20 protein-coding genes are annotated in these 19,634 nt (G+C 33.2%); 7 read left to right on the top strand and 13 right to left on the bottom strand.

Annotation, left to right across the window (positions count from 1 at the left end):
• Positions 1-28: 28 nt before the first annotated feature.
• Positions 29-820 (top strand): formate dehydrogenase accessory sulfurtransferase FdhD, encoded by a 792-nt coding sequence (gene fdhD / locus ISP08_RS03325; protein ID WP_048793004.1) that lies wholly within the window; start codon positions 29-31, stop codon positions 818-820.
• 41 nt (positions 821-861) lie between these two features.
• Here the strand turns inward: fdhD and ISP08_RS03320 are convergent, their stop codons facing one another.
• From ISP08_RS03320 to ISP08_RS03295, 6 genes are all read right to left on the bottom strand, one after another.
• Complete coding sequence (locus ISP08_RS03320; protein WP_195719402.1) at positions 862-1,617, bottom strand: GNAT family N-acetyltransferase; 756 nt, start codon at positions 1,615-1,617, stop codon at positions 862-864.
• Between the two features lie 33 nt (positions 1,618-1,650).
• A complete protein-coding gene (locus ISP08_RS03315; protein WP_195719401.1) occupies positions 1,651-2,199 on the bottom strand; it encodes a biotin transporter BioY in 549 nt (182 codons plus the stop codon).
• A gap of 290 nt (positions 2,200-2,489) precedes the next feature.
• The gene (locus ISP08_RS03310; RefSeq protein WP_048793007.1) at positions 2,490-3,401 is read right to left on the bottom strand and encodes an ABC transporter substrate-binding protein; all 912 of its coding nucleotides are present in this window, start codon (positions 3,399-3,401) and stop codon (positions 2,490-2,492) included.
• 183 nt (positions 3,402-3,584) lie between these two features.
• On the bottom strand, positions 3,585-4,721 hold the full coding sequence (locus ISP08_RS03305) for an acyl-CoA dehydrogenase family protein (RefSeq protein ID WP_411847793.1): 1,137 nt from the start codon (positions 4,719-4,721) through the stop codon (positions 3,585-3,587).
• A 227-nt stretch (positions 4,722-4,948) separates the two neighbouring features.
• The gene (locus ISP08_RS03300) at positions 4,949-5,299 is read right to left on the bottom strand and encodes a transcriptional regulator, SarA/Rot family (protein ID WP_048793008.1); all 351 of its coding nucleotides are present in this window, start codon (positions 5,297-5,299) and stop codon (positions 4,949-4,951) included.
• A gap of 289 nt (positions 5,300-5,588) precedes the next feature.
• Entirely contained in the window at positions 5,589-5,948 is a 360-nt protein-coding gene (locus tag ISP08_RS03295) for a DoxX family protein (protein ID WP_048793009.1), read from the bottom strand.
• 547 nt (positions 5,949-6,495) lie between these two features.
• Between ISP08_RS03295 and ISP08_RS03290 the strand changes: the two genes are divergently transcribed.
• Positions 6,496-7,218: a CHAP domain-containing protein gene (locus ISP08_RS03290; RefSeq protein WP_195719399.1), complete on the top strand. Its 723-nt coding sequence runs from the start codon at positions 6,496-6,498 to the stop codon at positions 7,216-7,218.
• 427 nt (positions 7,219-7,645) lie between these two features.
• Here the strand turns inward: ISP08_RS03290 and nhaC are convergent, their stop codons facing one another.
• Entirely contained in the window at positions 7,646-9,061 is a 1,416-nt protein-coding gene (gene nhaC / locus ISP08_RS03285) for a Na+/H+ antiporter NhaC (RefSeq protein WP_195719398.1), read from the bottom strand.
• A gap of 38 nt (positions 9,062-9,099) precedes the next feature.
• Entirely contained in the window at positions 9,100-10,170 is a 1,071-nt protein-coding gene (locus ISP08_RS03280) for an NAD/NADP-dependent octopine/nopaline dehydrogenase family protein (protein WP_195719397.1), read from the bottom strand.
• Between the two features lie 157 nt (positions 10,171-10,327).
• On the opposite strand from ISP08_RS03280, the gene ISP08_RS03275 reads away from it, so the two are divergent.
• The 5 genes from ISP08_RS03275 (at position 10,328) to ISP08_RS03255 (ending at position 13,285) form a co-directional block, all read left to right on the top strand.
• Positions 10,328-10,705 carry a DUF4870 domain-containing protein gene (locus tag ISP08_RS03275; RefSeq protein ID WP_195719396.1) on the top strand — a complete coding sequence of 126 codons (378 nt, stop codon included), beginning with the start codon at positions 10,328-10,330 and terminating at the stop codon, positions 10,703-10,705.
• 321 nt (positions 10,706-11,026) lie between these two features.
• Positions 11,027-11,494: a CHAP domain-containing protein gene (locus ISP08_RS03270; RefSeq protein ID WP_048793014.1), complete on the top strand. Its 468-nt coding sequence runs from the start codon at positions 11,027-11,029 to the stop codon at positions 11,492-11,494.
• A gap of 139 nt (positions 11,495-11,633) precedes the next feature.
• Positions 11,634-11,954 (top strand): DMT family transporter, encoded by a 321-nt coding sequence (locus ISP08_RS03265; protein WP_048793015.1) that lies wholly within the window; start codon positions 11,634-11,636, stop codon positions 11,952-11,954.
• Positions 11,954-12,268 carry a DMT family transporter gene (locus ISP08_RS03260; protein ID WP_048793016.1) on the top strand — a complete coding sequence of 105 codons (315 nt, stop codon included), beginning with the start codon at positions 11,954-11,956 and terminating at the stop codon, positions 12,266-12,268. The genes ISP08_RS03265 and ISP08_RS03260 overlap by 1 nt, the downstream gene beginning before the upstream one ends.
• A 63-nt stretch (positions 12,269-12,331) precedes the next feature.
• Entirely contained in the window at positions 12,332-13,285 is a 954-nt protein-coding gene (locus ISP08_RS03255; RefSeq protein ID WP_195719395.1) for a 2-hydroxyacid dehydrogenase family protein, read from the top strand.
• Positions 13,286-13,535: 250 nt separating this feature from the next.
• Here ISP08_RS03255 and ISP08_RS03250 read toward each other — a convergent pair whose 3' ends face one another.
• The 5 genes from ISP08_RS03250 to fdhF form a co-directional block, all read right to left on the bottom strand.
• Positions 13,536-14,660, bottom strand: coding sequence for an FAD-dependent monooxygenase (locus tag ISP08_RS03250; RefSeq protein WP_195719394.1), 1,125 nt, complete (start codon positions 14,658-14,660; stop codon positions 13,536-13,538).
• An 85-nt stretch (positions 14,661-14,745) separates the two neighbouring features.
• Positions 14,746-15,522: an N-acetylglucosaminidase gene (locus tag ISP08_RS03245; RefSeq protein WP_195719393.1), complete on the bottom strand. Its 777-nt coding sequence runs from the start codon at positions 15,520-15,522 to the stop codon at positions 14,746-14,748.
• Between the two features lie 26 nt (positions 15,523-15,548).
• Positions 15,549-15,767 carry a hypothetical protein gene (locus tag ISP08_RS03240; protein ID WP_048793020.1) on the bottom strand — a complete coding sequence of 73 codons (219 nt, stop codon included), beginning with the start codon at positions 15,765-15,767 and terminating at the stop codon, positions 15,549-15,551.
• 192 nt (positions 15,768-15,959) lie between these two features.
• Positions 15,960-16,427: a helical membrane plugin domain-containing protein gene (locus tag ISP08_RS03235; RefSeq protein WP_048793021.1), complete on the bottom strand. Its 468-nt coding sequence runs from the start codon at positions 16,425-16,427 to the stop codon at positions 15,960-15,962.
• The gene (gene fdhF, locus ISP08_RS03230; RefSeq protein ID WP_195719392.1) at positions 16,427-19,381 is read right to left on the bottom strand and encodes a formate dehydrogenase subunit alpha; all 2,955 of its coding nucleotides are present in this window, start codon (positions 19,379-19,381) and stop codon (positions 16,427-16,429) included. Before fdhF ends, ISP08_RS03235 begins: the two co-directional genes overlap by 1 nt.
• Positions 19,382-19,634: the final 253 nt, after the last annotated feature.

The raw sequence follows: 19,634 nt of genomic DNA, 5'->3' as shown, positions 1-19,634 counted from the left end.
AATTAAGATAAAAAAGGAGTTGGGGCACATGAATGAGGATGTTTTAAAAGACCAACCCATCGTACGCTATGAAAATGGTGAATTGGTAAATACACAAGATAGCTATGTTACAGAATTTCCTTTAACGATTATGGTCAATGGTGAAGAATTCGCTACTGTAATTTGTAGTCCAAACAATATGGAAGAATTAGCTTTAGGGTTTCTCGCATCTGAAGGCGCCATCCTAAAATATGATGAGTTAAAGTCATTGCAAATTGATGATAGTAAGGGATTTGCTCATGTTGAATTAACAAAACAACTAGGTACGAGATTTCAATATTCTACAAAACGTATGATTGCTTCTTGTTGTGGTAAAAGTAGAGAGTTTTATTTTCAAAATGATGCTGCCATTGCTAAAACCTCTATGTCTAAAATTACATTAGTACCAGAACAAATTCTTTCGATGATGTCGCAACTTCAAAATGCCAGTGCGCTTTTCAAACAAACAGGTGGCTTACATAATGGTGCAATTAGCGACGGCAAAACTTTTTTTGAACACAGACAAGATATTGGTAGACACAATGCGTTAGACAAATTATATGGATATTGTATTAAAAACCATATCCCAGTACGTGATAAGGTATTAATCTTTAGCGGTCGAATTTCGTCAGAAATTTTAATTAAAGCTGCTAAAATCGGAGTTGGCGTTATATTATCAAAGTCTGCTCCTACCACTCTAGCCGTCCAATTAGCTGACGATTTAAATATTACTGCCGTAGGTTTTATTCGTGATGGCAATTTTAACGTCTATAGTCATCCTGAACGAATAAAAAGCTGTTAATGCTACTATTGATTATTAATAGTAGCATTAACAGCTTTTCTTTAATTTAATTGCTCTTTGAGAATATTGTAGCTATAACTTATGTAGACATATCCTTGGTTTAAATACATATCTTTGGCAGTATCTTCTCCGTCAGCCACTAAGATAATCGTTCTATTATTTGCAACCGCGGCAACAAAACTTTGCATAGCTTGTCCTATACCTTGTCTTTGATACTCCGGTAAAACACCAAACCCATCAATCTCTATCGTATTCTCACTTTTGATCAAGTCCAAAATACCGACTGGAATCGCGCCTTTGTATGCGATAACTCTGTCTTTGTTATCATCAAGGAATTGATTCCGAATTATTTCAGTGCTTTGTTGAACATAATCATCGCCAAATGGTTCTGCAAAAACTTGATGAATGCTTAAATAATCTTCTATGTTCAATTGCGTAACAAATCGAACATCTAGCTCAAGTGCAGTATCAAAATTTAATTCTTCAGGACTAATTGCATAAAGTTCTAAGTAACTTAATTCAAAACCTCTAGCCTTTATTTCTTTAAGAAATTGATTATCTGGCGTTTCATTTTCAGGAAACGTAAATGATAAATGGTTTGACCCTTGTGCTTTATGCATTGAAGCTTGTGTTTCAATATCTGCGAACCACTGATTTATTGAAGGCATTTGCTTATATGTCCAACTGTTTGAGACATAGACTATGGGTTCACTGGGTGTTAAATAAATTAGTTTTTTGTCATCTTCCATTTTCAACTGACCAGATTGATAAATGTCTCGCATTGTTATAGCACTCATAGAACATTATTCCCTTCAAAGCAATCTTCAAAATTACTTCATTAATTGTTTAAATCTACTATGATTTAACATCACATTACCAATGATACTCGCTAAAATCGCTTTTATAATGTCGCCAGGCATAAAGACAAACGCCAAACTAATCGCTTTAGAAATTGGTAAATTTGTAATTAGCCCCATAATGATTGTTCCTAATATATCAAGTAATACGACACCAATCAATAATGTAGCTACTATTAATACTATAAAGTTAATATTTCCGAAGTATTTATCTCTTACTAATCCAATTAAAAATGCTACAACGGGATATAAGAATAAGAAACCGGCAGACGGCCCTACAAATACGCCTATACCACCTCTACCGCCTGATAATAACGGTAAGCCTGTTGCTACAAGTAATAAAAATACAATGACACTGAGAGTTCCATATTTTCTACCTAACAAAATACCTGCTAAGAAAATACCTGTATTTTGAAATACTATAGGTACGGGCATAAAAGGAAGTGGGATTGAAGGTATAACTCCCATCACTGCAATTATTGCAGTCATTAATGCCGTGTATACTAAATTCTTTGTGGACATATTCATTCCTCCTCACATGAGCAAAATTATACCACAAATGTTAACTTTTAATAATACTTAGTTAACATTATTTTTTTACATATTACTCTTTTTTCTTTACCAATAACTTGGAACACGTTGCAGCGCATTTGATTTACTTATATTACTGTGGAAAAGTCAGCTAATCAAAAAAACGTCAATTTCAACGTTAGTACGTTGGAAATTGACGTTCGTGTGTAGTCAGAGCTATCGATATCTCTGATATTTATCTTTCCCAATAAAACAATTCACTGATAAATCATTTTGTTATTTTATTTTTCTAATAATTTTTTCTTCAAATCTTTACGCATGAAATCTATAGTATATGGATCATTGTACCAATATGAAGTTGCATCTACATGAATAACTTTATCTTGCTTGACTGCAGGTAAGTTTTTCCATAAGTCTGTTTTTTCATAACTTGGTGTTGCTTTACCTTGTCTTGTTGAAACAATGTAATCACCAGCGTAGTCACCAAGTTTTTCTTGTTTAACTTCTGCCCAACCTTCTTTTTTCGTTAATTCTTCAAGTTTAGTAGGCATTTTCAATCCAAAGGCTTGATATAAAACTTCGCCGCCTCTTCCCCAGTTTTCTCCATATGTGTAAAGTTTTTTATCAAATTCATCGAAAATTGATACCGTTGCATCTTTACCGATATGTGATTTAATTTCTGCCGCATCAGCTTTCGTTTTAGCTTTCCAATCTTTTTCCCATTTTTGTTCTTCTTTTTCTTTGCCAACAATTTTAGCTAACTCTTTTTGTTGGTCTAGATATTTATGTTTATTAAAGTCAAACACAATAGTTGGTGCAATCTTTTGATATTTTTTAATATTCTTATCTGTAGAATATACAATGATTAAATCAGGTTTTTCTTTTGCTACCTTTTCTACGTCATTGTCTCCAACTCTTGTTACACCCTTGAACTTATCTTTAATAACACTACTTTGATCTACTTGGTTACTTACCGCGACTAAGTTAGCTCCTAAATATTTAAGACCAGGTGCATATGTAGGTGCAACTGCAGCAATACGTTTTGGATCTTTCGGTATATCTATCTTCTTACCACTATCTAATGTATATGATTTAGTTGCCTCTTTTTTGCTCTTATCGTCACTATCTTTTTTATTACCACATGCAGCAAGAATTAGAACTAGAGCAATTAACGGCAATATTAATTTTTTCATAAACTAGCCTCCATTGAAAATGATTATCAGTACCAATTCATTATAAAAAATTATTTCAACTTTTACAATATAAATTTATAGAATTTTGCAATATTTTTTAATTGTTTAAAGTACAGTGTTTTTCATATAAAAAAGCTTAAAAGCTAATTACTTAGCTTTTAAGCTTTTTACATAGCATTATATTTAAAATAAATCGAGTACAGATTTGGCAATATTTGTATAAGCCATATCTTCCATCGGCGGATTGTGCAAACCAGCACGCATATCTCTATAATAACGTTGTAATGGTCTGTCCATTTCTAAGCTTTTTGCACCAACTATTCGCATAGCTAAATCAATCACTTCTAACCCTTGATTCATAACTAACACTTTACTTGCTGACGTTTCATTCCATATTTTAGTAGCGTTGTCATCGTTATTATAAAGCTTAGCTGTACTCCATAGAAATTGGCGTGCAGATAATAATAAAGATTCCATTTTTCCGACATTTTGTTGTACCGTAGCAATTTCACCTATTGTGCCATCGATACTGTTTGGGTGGTAAGTTTTCGCAAAATCTATTGCGTAGTCTCTTGCTGCTTGCGCAATACCTAAATATGTACTAGGAATATGAAGAATCCAGCCATTTGGTTTTTTAGCGCCAATTGCTCTTGTTTCAACAAAATTTTCTTTTGGAATATGTACATCATTAAGTACTAAATCGTGACTTTCTGTAGCTCTCATACCTACCATATCCCAATTGTTGGCTATTTCAACGCCGGTAGTATCTTTATGTACAAGATAGTAACCAATTTGTTCCGATTGTTGATCAAAGGCACTCACAATAAAGTGTGTTAATCGTTTACTCATTGATGTAAAAGTTTTAACACCATTTAATGTATAGCCATCTTCTGTCTCTATGGCATTCGTTGCTGGTCTTCCGCCTCTTGTTGGACTCCCCGTTTCAGCTTCACTTATAGCTCTATTAACTAATGCACCATCTACTATATCTTTTGCAAAACGATCTAACATAGATTGTTCCCATAATTGTTGTTCATATAGTTGACCAACGACGCTAATGTGCCAACCAATCGATAGCGCAGTTGCCCCATCGATTGAGCCTAGATATGTTTGTAAAATGACCATATCTTCTATCGTACCGCCTTCACCACCATATTTTTTAGGTAAGGAAATTAACGTATAGCCTTCATCTATTAGCCATTGCACATTATTATATGGGAATTGTGCATGTTTATCATTATAATCAGCATTCTGCTGGAATTGCTCTTTTACATTTTCTAACTTCTTAATCCACTTTTGTTGTATTTCTGAATGTATCATAGCGGAAGTATTCAAATTATTCACCTCATTGATTATGATATAACGCAATCATCCTTAGTTTAACACTCGACATTATTAAACAAAAGACTTCAGTACTTTGCATGCGGTAAATCACTTGTTTTATTCTTATAAATATTTGTCACCAATAAAAAATGCCGATAAAGCATTCAACTTTATCGACATTTTATTGTCTTACTTTTTATTGATTTTATGTATCTGTTTGCTCATTAATAAAAATGTTTATTTAAAGCATTTATTGTAAATTCAATTTTAGCTTTCTCTTGATGACTAATAAATACAATAACTGTTCTCTCATCATGTTCACTTCGTTTTTTATCTAAATAACCCATATCTTTCAACTTTTGTAACGCTTTAGTTATGTAGTAAGGTTTTAAATTGGTTTTTTGCGCAATTTCCTTTGCCGTTACTTCATAGCCGTTACAGTTATTTAAAATATTCAAGATGTATATTTCTTCAAAATTCAGTTTAAATTGATCTTTGATTATTTTAAAAAATGATTTTACTTGATGATTGATGGTAAAAAGTTCATCTAATGTTTTAAATGCTTTTTCTTCCATAGTATCACTCCTGTTGTGTTAGTCTTAGTTGTCAATACTTAAAAATATAATTATTTTTGTAAATATTATAATATTTATTCTATAACACTTTAGCATACAAATCCAATATATATTGAAAATCAATATAGTAATTCAAATTCATGCGTCATATTTAACTTAACTGTTATCTCCAATTGTTATAAAAATTCATGTATGCAATTACTGTAAATCTAAAAAAAATGAAGGAACATCATTATTGTATGATTTCCTTCATTATATATTTTCAGGAAGAAACATATCCTGTCATTAATTATTTATTTTTACAATCGAAAGTGTCTAAGAAACTTAGTGCTGCCATACCTGATAAATCAAGTGCATGTTTAGCGCCTTCTTTACCATGTCCAGCTTCAAAATGTTTATAAGCTGCAACACCTAAAACAGCAATTGTTAATAATGAACCTAAACGAGATAATTTTTTACTAGCAAAGCTTAGTACGAAAAATACTGCACTTAATGCTTCAACCGCACCAGCTAAAGGTACTGCTTTTTCTGGTAAACCAAAAACGTCAACAAAAGTATCTTTCATTGATTGGTCACCTTTTAATTTAGGTTGTGCTGCATTGAATAATTCTTTCGCTAATTTTATATTAGCTAAATAACGTAATATCATTACATTCTCTCCTTATAAATAGTTATTAGTTACTAAACTAGCCATTCTCCTACGAACTAAATTTGTCAAAGTAAGAGAAGAAAATACGCTACCAACTGTACAAACTTGCAGCATTTATGACTAGCTATAATTTAATTACTTAAGTATTATAGCATATGTTTTTTTATAATCCTCATTCACTTGCTCGCGAAATGTTTTTTAGATTAATTTAAGCGCTATTTATATATCTTATGTAAATCAACATTTATTTATCAAATATCGAAAAGCGCTAATTTAAATTTTCTGTTATTTTACAGCTTTTGTAATAAACTTCGTGTATTTTTACTCTATAAATTATAAAAAAGCCTTACTGCTAGGTTTTAGCGATTTAATTAATTAAAGCCATTTGTTACAAAGTTCTGCTTTTTATTAGAACTAAATTACAAAACTATAACATTGCGCACAAATGCACTTTTTTCTGATATATTAATCCATGTCGTTTTAACCACGCCTTAGAGCGTGACATTGGGAAAATTATTGAAAAAATTTTTAGGAGGATATTTTTACAATGAAAAAAATCGCTACAGCTACAATCGCTACTGCAGGAATCGCTACTGTTGCTTTTGCACATCATGATGCTCAAGCTGCTGAAAATAATAATGGTGGGTACAATCCAAATGACCCTACGTCATACAGCTACACTTACACAATAGATCAACAAGGTAACTACCACTATGATTGGAAAGGTAACTGGAATCCAAGCCAAGCTAACCACAATAACAATAGTAATGTTAACTATTCAAATAATGCTGGGTCAACTTCAAACGCGACTCAATCATATACAGCAAACAATAATACAACTGGTGGAAGAGGCGCAGTTTCTAACTCAACTTCTAATCACAACATCAAAGTAACAACTCAAACTGCACCATCAAGCTCAGCTAACTCAATCGCTAGCACTTCAGGTTCATCAAACAATTTATACACTTCTGGTCAATGTACATACTATGTATACGACAAAGTTGGCGGTAAAATTGGTTCTACTTGGGGAGACGCTAGAAACTGGGCAAGCGCTGCTGCATCTTCAGGTTACACTGTAAACAACACACCAAAAGCAGGTTCAATTTTACAATCATCTGCTGGTGCTTATGGACACGTTGCATACGTTGAAAGCGTTGGAAGCAATGGTTCAGTTAAAGTTTCAGAAATGAACTATGGTCACGGTGCTGGTGTAGTATCATCACGTACTATCTCTGCTAGTGAAGCTTCAAGCTATAACTACATTCATTAATAAAAAAAGCAACCATGCGGTTGCTTTTTTATTTTCCTTAATTATTATAGGGGGCTAGACAAAGTACTATACTTTGTCTAGCCCCCTATTTTATATGCTTACTCATTTTATAATAAATCACTATCTCTACTAATATGTTTGTTAACGCAATCAGTTTTGTATTGCTCAATCGCTACAAAAGAAAACAATACAAAACCGATTATTGAAAAAATAATTGAAGGATATTTTTTCTTATGAACATTCAAATTGAATTATTGATGTATTTCAACACAACATAGCAATATCGCTACAATGATTACTACATATATCGTTGGAATCATCTCATCCATATTATTAATTTATCCGTTTTCACATCTTCTAAAACTTAAATATTAAAATTGTTTATATTTTTTTCAAAAATAATTTCACACTATCACTTTCAACTCTTTTATGACGGTAATTCTTTATCTTCAGATTTATTATTTACCTTTTTAATACCAATACCTGTAAAGCCATATATAATTGCAAAAACGATACATAAGTAACAAGGCACTGTCCAAATAAAGAATTTATCGACGGCTACACCTAGTTGTTGTGTATAGTATATACCAGAAGTACCCCATGGTATTAATGGTATTAACATCGTTCCAGAATCTTCTAATGTTCGTGATAAATTAGAACGATCTAAATCCATTTTATTGTACATGTCCATCATTAATACACCGACCATAATAATAACTACAGATGCTACACCGGCAGCTAGCACCATGATAATACCACCGATAATAGTTGCTAATATTAATTGTCCAACAGAGTTAATGTTTTTAGAGATTTTTTCCAAAATAACATCTAAACAACCCGCTTTTTCCACTATTCCAGCAAATGCATAGCCAGTAAAGATCGTAATTATAATTTCGGTCATGCTCATCATGCCACCTTGTTGCACAAGCGCGGTCGTCTTTTCTGACAAACCACTGCTATGCACGAGCATCGTATCTTTGAAACCATCAAAAGTTGCTTTAAAACCATCAACTATATTGAAATGGTTGTTGAATGTACCGACTAAAATCGCGCTTAGACTTGATGCCAACATCGCTGGTACAGTAGAGATTTTCAATAATAAACAAACGACTATAACGATAATAGGAATCCACACGAAAAAATTGATATTATAAATTTGTGCAAGCTCTGATAATAACCTTTTCATTTGTGAAGTGTTTGTATTACCTTGATATCTCATACCTGCAAAAAACCATACGATTAGACCAATAATCGATGCTGGAACTGTAGTCCAAATCATTGCTCTGATATGACTGAAAATATTTACTTTAGTAACAAGTGCCGCCAAATTCGTTGTATCTGATAAAGGCGACATTTTGTCCCCGAATACTGCGCCTGCAATAATTGCACCGGCAGCCATACCACTATCAATATTTAATTGTGTACCAATTGCCATTAATGAAATACCTGCCGTAGAAGCTGAACCCCAAGCAGTACCAGTAGCAACGGATGTGATTGCACTAATAATAAATGCCGAAACTAAGAAATAATGCGGATTCAAAAATTCTAAGCCGTAATAAATTAATGAAGGCACAGTACCCGAATACATCCATGTACCAACAATAATACCTACGGCTAGAATAATGAATAACGCTGGCATCGCCGTGGATAGCCTTTTGGTAATACCATCTTCAAGATCTGTCCAATTTAAACCTACTCTTCTTGCAATCCATGCTGCATATGCAGATGATAAGATAAGTAATGCCTGAATAGGTATATTAAAAACAATAAATCCTGTTACTACAATGACAATCATTACTAAAATAGTTGAAATAGATTCTAAAAATGTAGGTTTTCTTGTCATACAATTCCCCTTTACAAATTATTTTCTAAACGACTATTTTAATCTAACCCTAATTTCTCTAGTCCTAGTTCTTCGACTGTAAGTCCTTCTTCAAAGAAGTCCCGTTCTAATATAGTTGATGCAATAACGATAATGGCATCAATATTAGGAGTTTCAACATCTAACGCTCTTCCTAAACTAGACCACAATACAAGTCCAAAAGCGATATCTTCAGTTAAATAACGATTTTTAACTTCGTTCGGTCCCTTTATTTGTGAAAATACTTCACTTGAATTGAATAATCTATGCAATGGCATATCTTCATCCTCTTCGGATAGATAACCACGTTCTATTCTGGCACCTTTCGCAGTATTCAATTCAAAACCTAACTTTCTCCCTAAAGTTAATCTTTCTAATTCAACTGCGTGCAACAATTTAACTGTATGCAAAGTTATACCCTCTTTATACAATGCAAACTCGTCCGCATAATCGATACGTCCAACATTTAATAAAGTAGGCCCCGGATGCACTTCAGGGTTCCCGTTTTCAAGGTTAGTTTTCCATAAACTTTCTTCTTTAACAATATTTGGATAAAGTTCTTCAACTAATTTAAAGCTGTCTGCTAAATAAGATTTATCATAAGTAGAAAAATGAACTTTTCTCACATTTAAAGATAAATTGACTTCTGCTTTATCAAAGTCAACTCTTGTCCCATAAGTTAATGTATTGACTTCAGCAAATTTCGGCATCGTTTCGATATGCATATCTTCAAGTACATTAATAAATCTAATTGACCCCATTGCTGCTGCCATGTTAAATAAAATAAATTGATCATTTGTTAAAAATTCTGCCATTGTTTTAGCATAATGTTCTATAAAAGAAGATGGAATAATGATTTGTATGACTTCTGCATCCTGCAATACATATTCCATATCATCACTAATATTTGTAAATTCTACAAACTGTTCTTCGCCTTCATTATTAAAATGAAAGCCCCCATTATTAATAGCAGTTTCAAATTTATGAATTGATTGGTTTCTACAATATAATTTTACTTCATGACCCTTAGTTATCATATCTAGCGCAGCTGTCACCGCACCGTTACCTGATCCTACGATTGCTATTTTCATGCTTATCACTTCTTTCTTTAATAGGATTTAACTTGCCGCAGTTCAATTTAGTATATAAACCACTTCATTGTAAACTATCATATTACCGAAGTATTTGCTACACAATATATTAATTATTTCAATAGTTTGTTATAATCCACTCAAAAGGAGGGATTATATGACGAATAATGATGCATATCAATACGATTATGATGATACTAAACAAACTTTAAATACGACGAGTGAAGAACGTTTAATGGTCATGTTAATTTATATATTAAGTTTCTTCACTTCTTTTATAGGTCCATTAATTATATGGTTAGTTAAACGTGAAGACTCACCTTTCGTCGACCGTGGTGGAAAAGATTACTTTAACTTTTTAATTTCTTATTTTATTTGGACAATCGTTGCTACGGTACTGATATTAATTCTAATCGGATTTGTATTATTACCTATTGTAGCCATTTTAAATTTAATTTTCACAATTATTGCCATAGTCAAAGCTAGCAATGGTGAATATTATCTACCACCTTTATCCATAAAATTCATAAAATAAGCCAAACACAATATTATGAAAATTTACAAGGCCTTGTAATAAAGTATTACCACAAATTCATATAAGTATTATGGTTATCGTCTCTATTCCCATTACTGAGCTGATATCATTTTGTAACTTCATGTAGCGTTTATTACAACGATATGTGAGGTTTTTTTAATTACTTTACAAAACAATAACAAACCACACAAACTCGTTTTCTTCTGATAAAGTATTACTTGTCGTAATCGCTAGTAGTATTCATGCGACATTAGAATAAAGTCATTTCAGTCAATCGCTTAGAAATATAAAGATAGAAATTTTTGGGAGGATATTTTTATTATGAAAAAATTAGTAACAGCTACAACATTAACAGCAGGTATCGGAGCAGCAATCGTAGGATTAGATCATGGACATGAAGCTCATGCAGCAGAAACTGCTAACACTCAACAATCAACACAATCAAGCAATACACAAAACGCTAGTGGTAATTTATACACTGCAGGTCAATGTACTTGGTATGTTTACGATAAAGTTGGTGGAAACATCGGTTCTACTTGGGGAAATGCAAATAACTGGGCTTCTGCAGCTTCTGCAGCAGGATACACAGTAAACAATTCACCTTCAGCTGGTTCAATCTTACAATCATCTGCTGGTGCTTATGGACACGTTGCTTATGTTGAAGATGTAAATAGTGACGGTTCTGTTGAAGTATCAGAAATGAACTACAGTGGCGGACCATACTCTGTAAGTAACCGTACTATCTCAGCAAGTGAAGCTGGTTCTTATAATTACATTCACGTAAAATAAAACTTAACTTATTATTAATAAATAGATAACAAATGGCTTCGGTCATTTGTTATTTTTTTGCCAAAAATCATTCTCATTGCATGACATTATAGTTTCTGAGAAAATGGTGGAGTTTATTACATATATAAGGAGGTCTACTATGCAATGGCTTAAAGTATTTTTAGCTGGTTTGGTAGAAGTTATTTGGGTTACGGGCTTGAATAAAGCCGACTCGTTGTTTGCGTGGCTTGTCGTCGCCATTTTTATTATTTTAAGTTTTTATTTAGTTATAGCCGCTTGTAAAACATTACCGGTAGGTACTGTTTACGCCGTTTTCGTCGGCATGGGGACCATTGGTACAGTGTTAGTCGATATATTATTTTTCCATGAACCATTTAGTTTAATAAAAATTATTTTAATCGCTTTATTAATCATTGGAATAATCGGACTTAAATTAACTACGAATGAAGGTGAAGCATAATGGCATGGTTAATATTAGTAGCAGCAGGTTGTATGGAAATTGTCGGTGTTATTATTTTAAATGAACTTTCAAAGCGACATCATAAATCACTAATCGTCGCACTTGCCATAGCTTTTATTTGTAGTTTTAGCACATTAAAAATTGCTATGCTTCAAATTCCTATGGGGACTGCCTACTCTGTGTGGAGTGGAATAGGTACTGGTGGTGGCACGATTGTTGGGATGTTGTTTTACAAAGAATCTAAAAGCGTCGCGCGCATTTTCTTTATAGGGTTAATCATCGTAGCAGTCATAGGATTAAAATTAATAAGTTAAAACACTACAGTTTGTGACTCTTTAAAATCTTTATTATACTAGTGGTAAAGGATGTGAACATAAATGTCAAAAGTATTTATTGCTGGAGCAATCCCACAAGTAGGTTTAGATTTACTCGAACAACATTTTGAAGTTTCTGTTTATGAAGGTACTGGTATTATAGACCAACAAACATTAAAAGATGGCGTCAAAGATGCCGATGCTTTAGTTAGTTTACTTTCTACTAATGTTGATAAAGAAATTATCGATGCTGGTAAAAATTTAAAAATCATTGCAAACTATGGCGCTGGCTTTAATAATGTGGATATTGATTATGCACGACAAAACAATATTGATGTTACAAATACACCTAAAGCTTCAACAGACGCTACTGCTGAATTAACAATCGCATTAGTTTTATCAGTTGCTAGAAGAATTCCTGAAGGCGATAAACTATGTCGTACCACAGGTTTTGATGGCTGGGCACCTTTATTCTTTAGAGGTCGTGAAGTATCTAAAAAAACGATTGGTATTATCGGTTTAGGTGAAATTGGTAGTGCTGTTGCACGTCGTGCCAAAGCTTTTGATATGGATATTTTGTACACAGGGCCACATCAAAAACCGGAAAAAGAACGTGAAATTGGCGCTAAGTATGTAGACTTAGAAACTTTGCTTAGAAATGCTGATTTTATAACTATCAACGCTGCTTACAACCCTTCTTTACATCATCAAATTGATAAAGAGCAATTTGAGATGATGAAACCGACAAGCTATTTAATCAATGCATCTAGAGGACCCATCGTTAATGAACAAGCACTCGTCGATGCTTTAAAAGCACAAGAAATCGAAGGCGCAGCACTAGATGTATTTGAGTTTGAACCTGAAATAAATGATGAACTAAAAACATTAGACAATGTTGTTATAACGCCACATATAGGTAACGCTACTTTCGAAGCACGTGATATGATGTCTAAAATTGTAGCAAACGATACTATTAGTAAACTATCGGGGGACGAACCTCAATTTAAAGTAAACTAAGCAGTTTAAAAAGATACACCCATTGTCTTATGACTGGCAAACAAAAACGACGGTTATAATGGTATTTCCATTGTAACCGTCGTTTTTTATTATGATAAATATGAATTTCAAACGTTAATCTCAAGAAACTTTGCATTAATATTTACAGGTAGGTTCTTAAGATTATTATCCTGCAATAATATACAAAAACCAATCAACACATTTATATTCAAACATGTTGATTGGCTATTTGCATTTCTGCACTTACTTGCTACTTATCTTTAGTTTTATAAATAAACTTAGTTTGATTAGAGATTAATTTGTTGGGTATCAATTTCGTCATAAAATTTCTTAATCTAATAACTAAACCATTTGAACTTTGCGCTATTTTACCTATTGATCTTGATTTTTTAATGACCTTTTTCGTATGTCCCACACGCAATTCATCATAACGTGATAATGCTTTTTCAAAGTCATAAGTTTTAATACAGTTTGCTAAGACGATTGCGTCTTCCATTGCTTGTCCTGCGCCTTGGCCTAAATTAGGCGTCGTAGCATGTGCAGCATCTCCTAATAACAATGTACGTTCATAAACAAAAGTTTTTAAAGGTTTTAAATCATAAATGTCATGTAATAAGATACCTGTTTCTTCTTGTTTATCTAAGACCGTTCTCACTTCATTTGGTAAATGATTGTACTTAGCTTGCAAATGCGGTTTAGCATAAGATTTATATTTTTCATCCTGTTCGTTAGCATTAACAGAAATAAACCAATATGCTTCATTATTTATAAGCGGTACGATACCTACTCGCCCTTTTTTAGTCCAATACTCTTTAGCTACATGAGGCTCTTTCAAATGAACATCTTTTACTAATCCTCGAAAGACAGTATAGCCTTGATAAATAGGCTTGCTTTCTGGTTCAACACTTGCTCTAACACGTGAGTGTAAACCGTCAGCGCCAATACATAAATCATACGATTTACTTTCTTGTTGCTCAAAGTGCACTTCTACTTTATCGCTATTATTTTCAACATGTGTGACGTTGTGATTTGTAAAAATTGAAGATGGTTCAACATATGATTTAATCACGTCTAGCAACGTTTGACGACGTAACGTTAAATTGATGGTATTTTCTTTTAAAGAAGCCGTCGAAAGTGTCTTTCCTTTATCATCTAATACTTCCATCGCATTGATCAATTGACCGGCGTTTTTAATACCTTTTGCTAAGTCATGTCCTGCTAATTTAGCAAGTACATTGCCACCAATACCTATGCCTGCCCCTACTTCTTTAACCGTCTCGTTGCGTTCATATATTTCTACTTCATGGCCTTGTTCTTGTAATAAAGCTGCGGCAGTTAATCCGCCAATACCTGCACCAATAATTGCTATTTTCAATTTCCTTGCACCTCAAATCTAAAATTGATGAAATAAACAAAAAATCACGAAAATTATATTATGACGCCATTACTTGATTATTAACTTACAAATAATGATGCTTATTAATATGATCTTTTTTAATTCCTAGTTGTTCATAATAATGTTTCATTACTTGAGCGATATTATCATCCCAATTTATATCACTCGCATATTGATGCTTACCTGGATCTTCAGGATGCCATCTCATTTGATATAAAGATAATTGATTATTTTCAAAATAATTTTCTCTGACAAATTTTGCGCCACCCATAATTGCCTTATCTGGTGAGTCCCAATTTGCTTTTTTTGCATAACTATTACCATGATGTAAAGCATTTTCATCAAAAGCACCTATGCCAAAGAAGTTATAATATCGTTTACCGTCATCTTTTAAACCTTTTGCTAAATCTGATTTACCATTACCAGTTTCGACAAGTGCGTGACTTATTAAGTAAATAACATTCACATCATATTTATCTTGAGCGTCTAAAAATGCTTGTCCTTTATTTTTAAATACGCCCTTATCACGCAACATATGATTCACTTCTTTTTTGGACAAGGCAACTTTTTCAGTAATTTGCATATGGTTAATACTATCGTTCTTATCGTCTACTTTCATTGCTTTTCTAACATCTGCTTTCGAAGCATCTTCAAAACCATTACTCGTATCCTTTGTATTTAAAGCGTCATTACCAACTTGTTTATTTACCGCTTCTTTAAACGTATAATTTCTTTCATTATGAAATAAATTCGTTTCATTAATAATTAATAATATGGCAAAAACCACTAATATTACTATTAAAATTATAGTTGGTAGGCGTTTTTTAATGCGCTTGTCCATCGTGTTAAAATCCCCCTACAGGTTAATTAGGTTAATATTTTATATGCTATAACAATAACAAATATGACAAGGATAAATGAAACATTTACCGCAATTCTCATGCCTTTTTTGTCTCTAAATAAAGCATTAAAAATAACTAAACTAATTGCTAATGATGCCACAAACATAGCTATTGCCGGTATGAGCTGCATTAGAATTAATAATATAATTCCTATAACGAGTAAGATATTAGAAAATATAGCCATTATTTTAATGATATTTGGATTGATAAGCAGTCCACTCCTTTATCTAGTTACACGTCTTAAAATGACGCAACAATTCAAATTGTACCATAATTTAACTTAAAGCTATATGACAATAAGACAACAAAAATAGCATACTGCCACTTGAACACGTGTGCTAATGTTCAAATGGTGTATGCTATTATAAAACTAATACTATTCTCTAGACATACCTCGTAGCATATTTAACATGTACGTAAGGCTTTTGTTCATTTCGTCGTCCCGTAATACGCCCATCAAACCTGTAATTGATGTTTTTTGATTAGGGTTAGCTTGATTTGCGACATGTAAACCTTTTGAAACTTTGTTAAGCATTGTCGTTAAATCATCTACGTTTAAATCACCTAGTAAAAATACGAGTGAAGCCATGTTGGATATTAGCCCAGTATATTGCTCTTTGTTCAATTCCACGGCAAATTTGTTAGCGATAACGCCTCTACCATTTACCGCTCCAGACATGGCGTCTAAAAGTTTCGCATCATCCAATGCTTTTACTAAGTTAATTGCTTTTAAAATGCTATCCTTGTTTTCGGCTATGGCATCTGTAACTTCGCTTAGACTCTCTGCTTTGATTTGTTCTTCTGACTTTTCTATTCGATTAATTTTACTAATTCTTTCAGCCATTATTTATCCACCTGATTTCCTGGGAAAATATAGTCGCCACGTTCCCATTTCTTCTGTACTTGAACGCTATATTGCGGTTTGCGTTGTTTGTCCACACGGAAGTTTGTAGGATTTAACGGCGATTTACCACGACGTGTTTTCACTTCCATACGACAACTTGTACGTTTGTAAGACGGTGTATCAGTATCTTTATCTACATCACTATTTGTTAATAAGTTAATCGCACTATTATCACCATGTAACATCGCATTATTATTTAAAGGTATGTAAATTTCTCTACCTTTAACTCTGTCTGTTACATGAACGACAATTTCAACTTCACCCGTATCAGAAATTAGTTTTACTTCAGCACCTTCATGAATACCACGATCTTCAGCTAACTCAGGTGATATCTCTACAAAGGTATTCGGCATTTTATATTCTAAGCCTGGCACTTTATAAGTCATATTACCTTCATGGAAATGCTCTAATAAACGACCATTGTTAACATGTAAATCATAAACTTCATTTTCTTTAAAGAAGTTATCAAAAGATAATGGGAAGAATTTAGCTTTTTTATTGTCAAAGTTGAAACCATCTAAATATAATAATGGTTGGTCTGTGCCGTCCTCAGCTACAGGCCATTGTAAACTATTATATCCTTCTAAACGGTCAAAGCTCACACCAGAATATAATGGTGTTAATCTAGCTATCTCATCCATAATTTCACTTGGATTGTTGTAATTCCAATCATAACCTAATGCTTTTGCTACAAGCTGAATAATTTGCCAATCCGGTTTAGAATCTCCTTTTGGATCAAAGGCTTGATATAGACGTTGGATACGTCGTTCGGTGTTTGTAAATGTACCTTCTTTTTCCAGTGATGGACTCGCAGGCAATATTACATCGGCATAAGTAGCTGTAAAAGTAAAGAACTCATCTTGTACGACTAAGAACTCTACCTTTTCTAAAGCTGCTTGTACGAAATTAATATTAGAATCTACAATGCCTGTATCTTCGCCATATAAATACAACGAACCGATTTCGTCATTGTGTATGCCTTCCATCATTTGGTGATTATCTCTACCTGCTTTGCTTGGTAATTCAGTACCATATTCTTGTTCAAATTTAGCACGGATTTTATCATCTGTTACTAATTGATAACCTGGGAACTGGTCAGGCATACTACCCATATCGCTACAACCTTGTACGTTGTTGTGGCCACGTAAAGGATATGCACCTGAACCCGGTTTTCTATAGTTACCAGTAGCTAACAATAAATTTGAAATAGAAGTAGACGTATCGCTACCAATATCTTGTTGTGTTACACCCATAGCCCAACAAATTGATAATGCTTCTGCATCTACAACTTGATGTGCAAAGGCAATAAGATCTTCTTTAGGAATTCCAGTAGTTTCTTCAGCAAATTCCATTGTGAAAGGTGCTAAAGATTCATAATATTCATTGAAATTATCCACCCACTCATCGATAAATGCTTGGTCTTGTAGTCCTTGATCAATGATATATTTGGTTACTGCTGAAATCCATACTAAATCAGTACCCGGTTTAGGTTGGTAGAAATAGTCAGCACGTTCTGCCATTTCATGTTTTCTAATATCAAAAACAGTTAAATTGTTGTTATATAACTTGTGACCGCGTTTAATTCTAGACGCAATTACTGGATGTGCTTCGGCAGTATTTGTACCAATTAAAACTACCATACTTGCTTTTTCTAAATCATCGATAGAACCTGAGTCACCACCGTGACCTACCGTTCTAAATAATCCTTTGGTAGCTGGTGCTTGGCAATAACGTGAACAGTTATCGACGTTATTTGTTCCGATAACTTGACGTGCAAGTTTTTGCATTAAGTAAGATTCTTCGTTTGTTGCCTTAGATGATGAAATAAACGCTAAGCCATCTGAACCTTTTTCTTCTTTTACTTTTTTGAAGTTATCAGATACTACTTTTAAAGCTTCATCCCATTCTACTTCATAAAATTCACCATCTTTACGTACTAAAGGTTTAGTTAAACGTTCGTTAGAATCTACATAATCCCAACCAAATTTACCTTTAACACAAGATGATATTTTATTTGCTGGAGATTCAGGTTGTGGTTGTACTTTTAAGACTTCACGGTCTTTTGTCCATACATCAAATGAACAACCAACACCACAATATGTACATACTGTTTTAGTTTTTTGGATACGTTCTTTACGCATTGCCGCTTCAGAATCTGACACTGCAAACAACGGACCATAACCCGGCTCTGCTTTCTTAGTTAGATCAATCATCGCTGCAAGTGAACCTGGTTCCATATCGGTCATATAACCTGAGTTACCTTCCATATTCACTTCCATCATTGCATTACAAGGACAAACCGTTGCACATTGGCCACAGCCAACACAAGAAGAGTCATTGATTGTAGTATCATTATCCCAAATTACTCTTGGTTGTTGACGTTCCCAATCAATAGTTAACGTTTCATTAACTTGAACGTCCTGACAAACTTCTACACAACGACCACATAAAATACATTGATTTGGGTCATAGCGATAAAACGGACCATAATCTTTGTCATATGGTTTTTCTTTATATTCATAAGTCTGATGTTCAAGACCCCATTGATCCATCGTATTATGAATTTCACAATCTCCGTTATTATAGTCACAAACGGTACAGTATAATTGATGTTTCTCTAGAATTCTGTCTAGTGCTTCTTTTTGACTCGTTTGGACGCTATCATTTTGTGTGTTTACAACCATAGGTTTATCAATTGTTGTGCTACACGCACGAGCAATTTGACCATCTATTTCTACAGTACATGTATCACACGTTTGGATAGGACCTAACGATTCGTTATAACAAATTGACGGTACGAAAGTATCTTGAGATTTAATAAATTCAAGTAAATTTGTACCCGGTTCTACTAAATAGTCCTTACCATCTAGCGTAATAATTAAATGCGTTTGCATTACAACAGCCCCTTTTATTATTTGATGCCCGACTGACAAAGGTGACATTTTTCTATTTTAATAAGCCCCACACTCATTAAAGATAGAATTATATTTAGTGTATACCCGATAAGCTAAAATGTTAAGGTATTTTACAATATTTTTCATATTTTCATTTTATGAAATTCAAAGCGTATTATAACTATTCTTCAACAAAATTTCTGAACACTAAATGAATCTGAGCGCATTAAAAAAGACCTTCTATTAAAAGAAG

The sequence above is a fragment of the Staphylococcus lloydii genome (assembly GCF_015775975.1).
In the GTDB taxonomy this organism is placed as follows: Bacteria; Bacillota; Bacilli; order Staphylococcales; family Staphylococcaceae; genus Staphylococcus; species Staphylococcus lloydii.
This window is presented reverse-complemented; position numbering and strand designations above follow the sequence as displayed.

Coding starts and splice junctions, on each gene's coding strand:
- fdhD (WP_048793004.1), top strand. CDS start 29: ATGAATGAGGATGTTTTAAAAGACCAACCCATCGTACGCTATGAAAAT.
- ISP08_RS03320 (WP_195719402.1), bottom strand. CDS start 1,617: ATGAGTGCTATAACAATGCGAGACATTTATCAATCTGGTCAGTTGAAA.
- ISP08_RS03315 (WP_195719401.1), bottom strand. CDS start 2,199: ATGTCCACAAAGAATTTAGTATACACGGCATTAATGACTGCAATAATT.
- ISP08_RS03310 (WP_048793007.1), bottom strand. CDS start 3,401: ATGAAAAAATTAATATTGCCGTTAATTGCTCTAGTTCTAATTCTTGCT.
- ISP08_RS03305 (WP_411847793.1), bottom strand. CDS start 4,721: ATGATACATTCAGAAATACAACAAAAGTGGATTAAGAAGTTAGAAAAT.
- ISP08_RS03300 (WP_048793008.1), bottom strand. CDS start 5,299: ATGGAAGAAAAAGCATTTAAAACATTAGATGAACTTTTTACCATCAAT.
- ISP08_RS03295 (WP_048793009.1), bottom strand. CDS start 5,948: ATGATATTACGTTATTTAGCTAATATAAAATTAGCGAAAGAATTATTC.
- ISP08_RS03290 (WP_195719399.1), top strand. CDS start 6,496: ATGAAAAAAATCGCTACAGCTACAATCGCTACTGCAGGAATCGCTACT.
- nhaC (WP_195719398.1), bottom strand. CDS start 9,061: ATGACAAGAAAACCTACATTTTTAGAATCTATTTCAACTATTTTAGTA.
- ISP08_RS03280 (WP_195719397.1), bottom strand. CDS start 10,170: ATGAAAATAGCAATCGTAGGATCAGGTAACGGTGCGGTGACAGCTGCG.
- ISP08_RS03275 (WP_195719396.1), top strand. CDS start 10,328: ATGACGAATAATGATGCATATCAATACGATTATGATGATACTAAACAA.
- ISP08_RS03270 (WP_048793014.1), top strand. CDS start 11,027: ATGAAAAAATTAGTAACAGCTACAACATTAACAGCAGGTATCGGAGCA.
- ISP08_RS03265 (WP_048793015.1), top strand. CDS start 11,634: ATGCAATGGCTTAAAGTATTTTTAGCTGGTTTGGTAGAAGTTATTTGG.
- ISP08_RS03260 (WP_048793016.1), top strand. CDS start 11,954: ATGGCATGGTTAATATTAGTAGCAGCAGGTTGTATGGAAATTGTCGGT.
- ISP08_RS03255 (WP_195719395.1), top strand. CDS start 12,332: ATGTCAAAAGTATTTATTGCTGGAGCAATCCCACAAGTAGGTTTAGAT.
- ISP08_RS03245 (WP_195719393.1), bottom strand. CDS start 15,522: ATGGACAAGCGCATTAAAAAACGCCTACCAACTATAATTTTAATAGTA.
- ISP08_RS03240 (WP_048793020.1), bottom strand. CDS start 15,767: ATGGCTATATTTTCTAATATCTTACTCGTTATAGGAATTATATTATTA.
- ISP08_RS03235 (WP_048793021.1), bottom strand. CDS start 16,427: ATGGCTGAAAGAATTAGTAAAATTAATCGAATAGAAAAGTCAGAAGAA.
- fdhF (WP_195719392.1), bottom strand. CDS start 19,381: ATGCAAACGCATTTAATTATTACGCTAGATGGTAAGGACTATTTAGTA.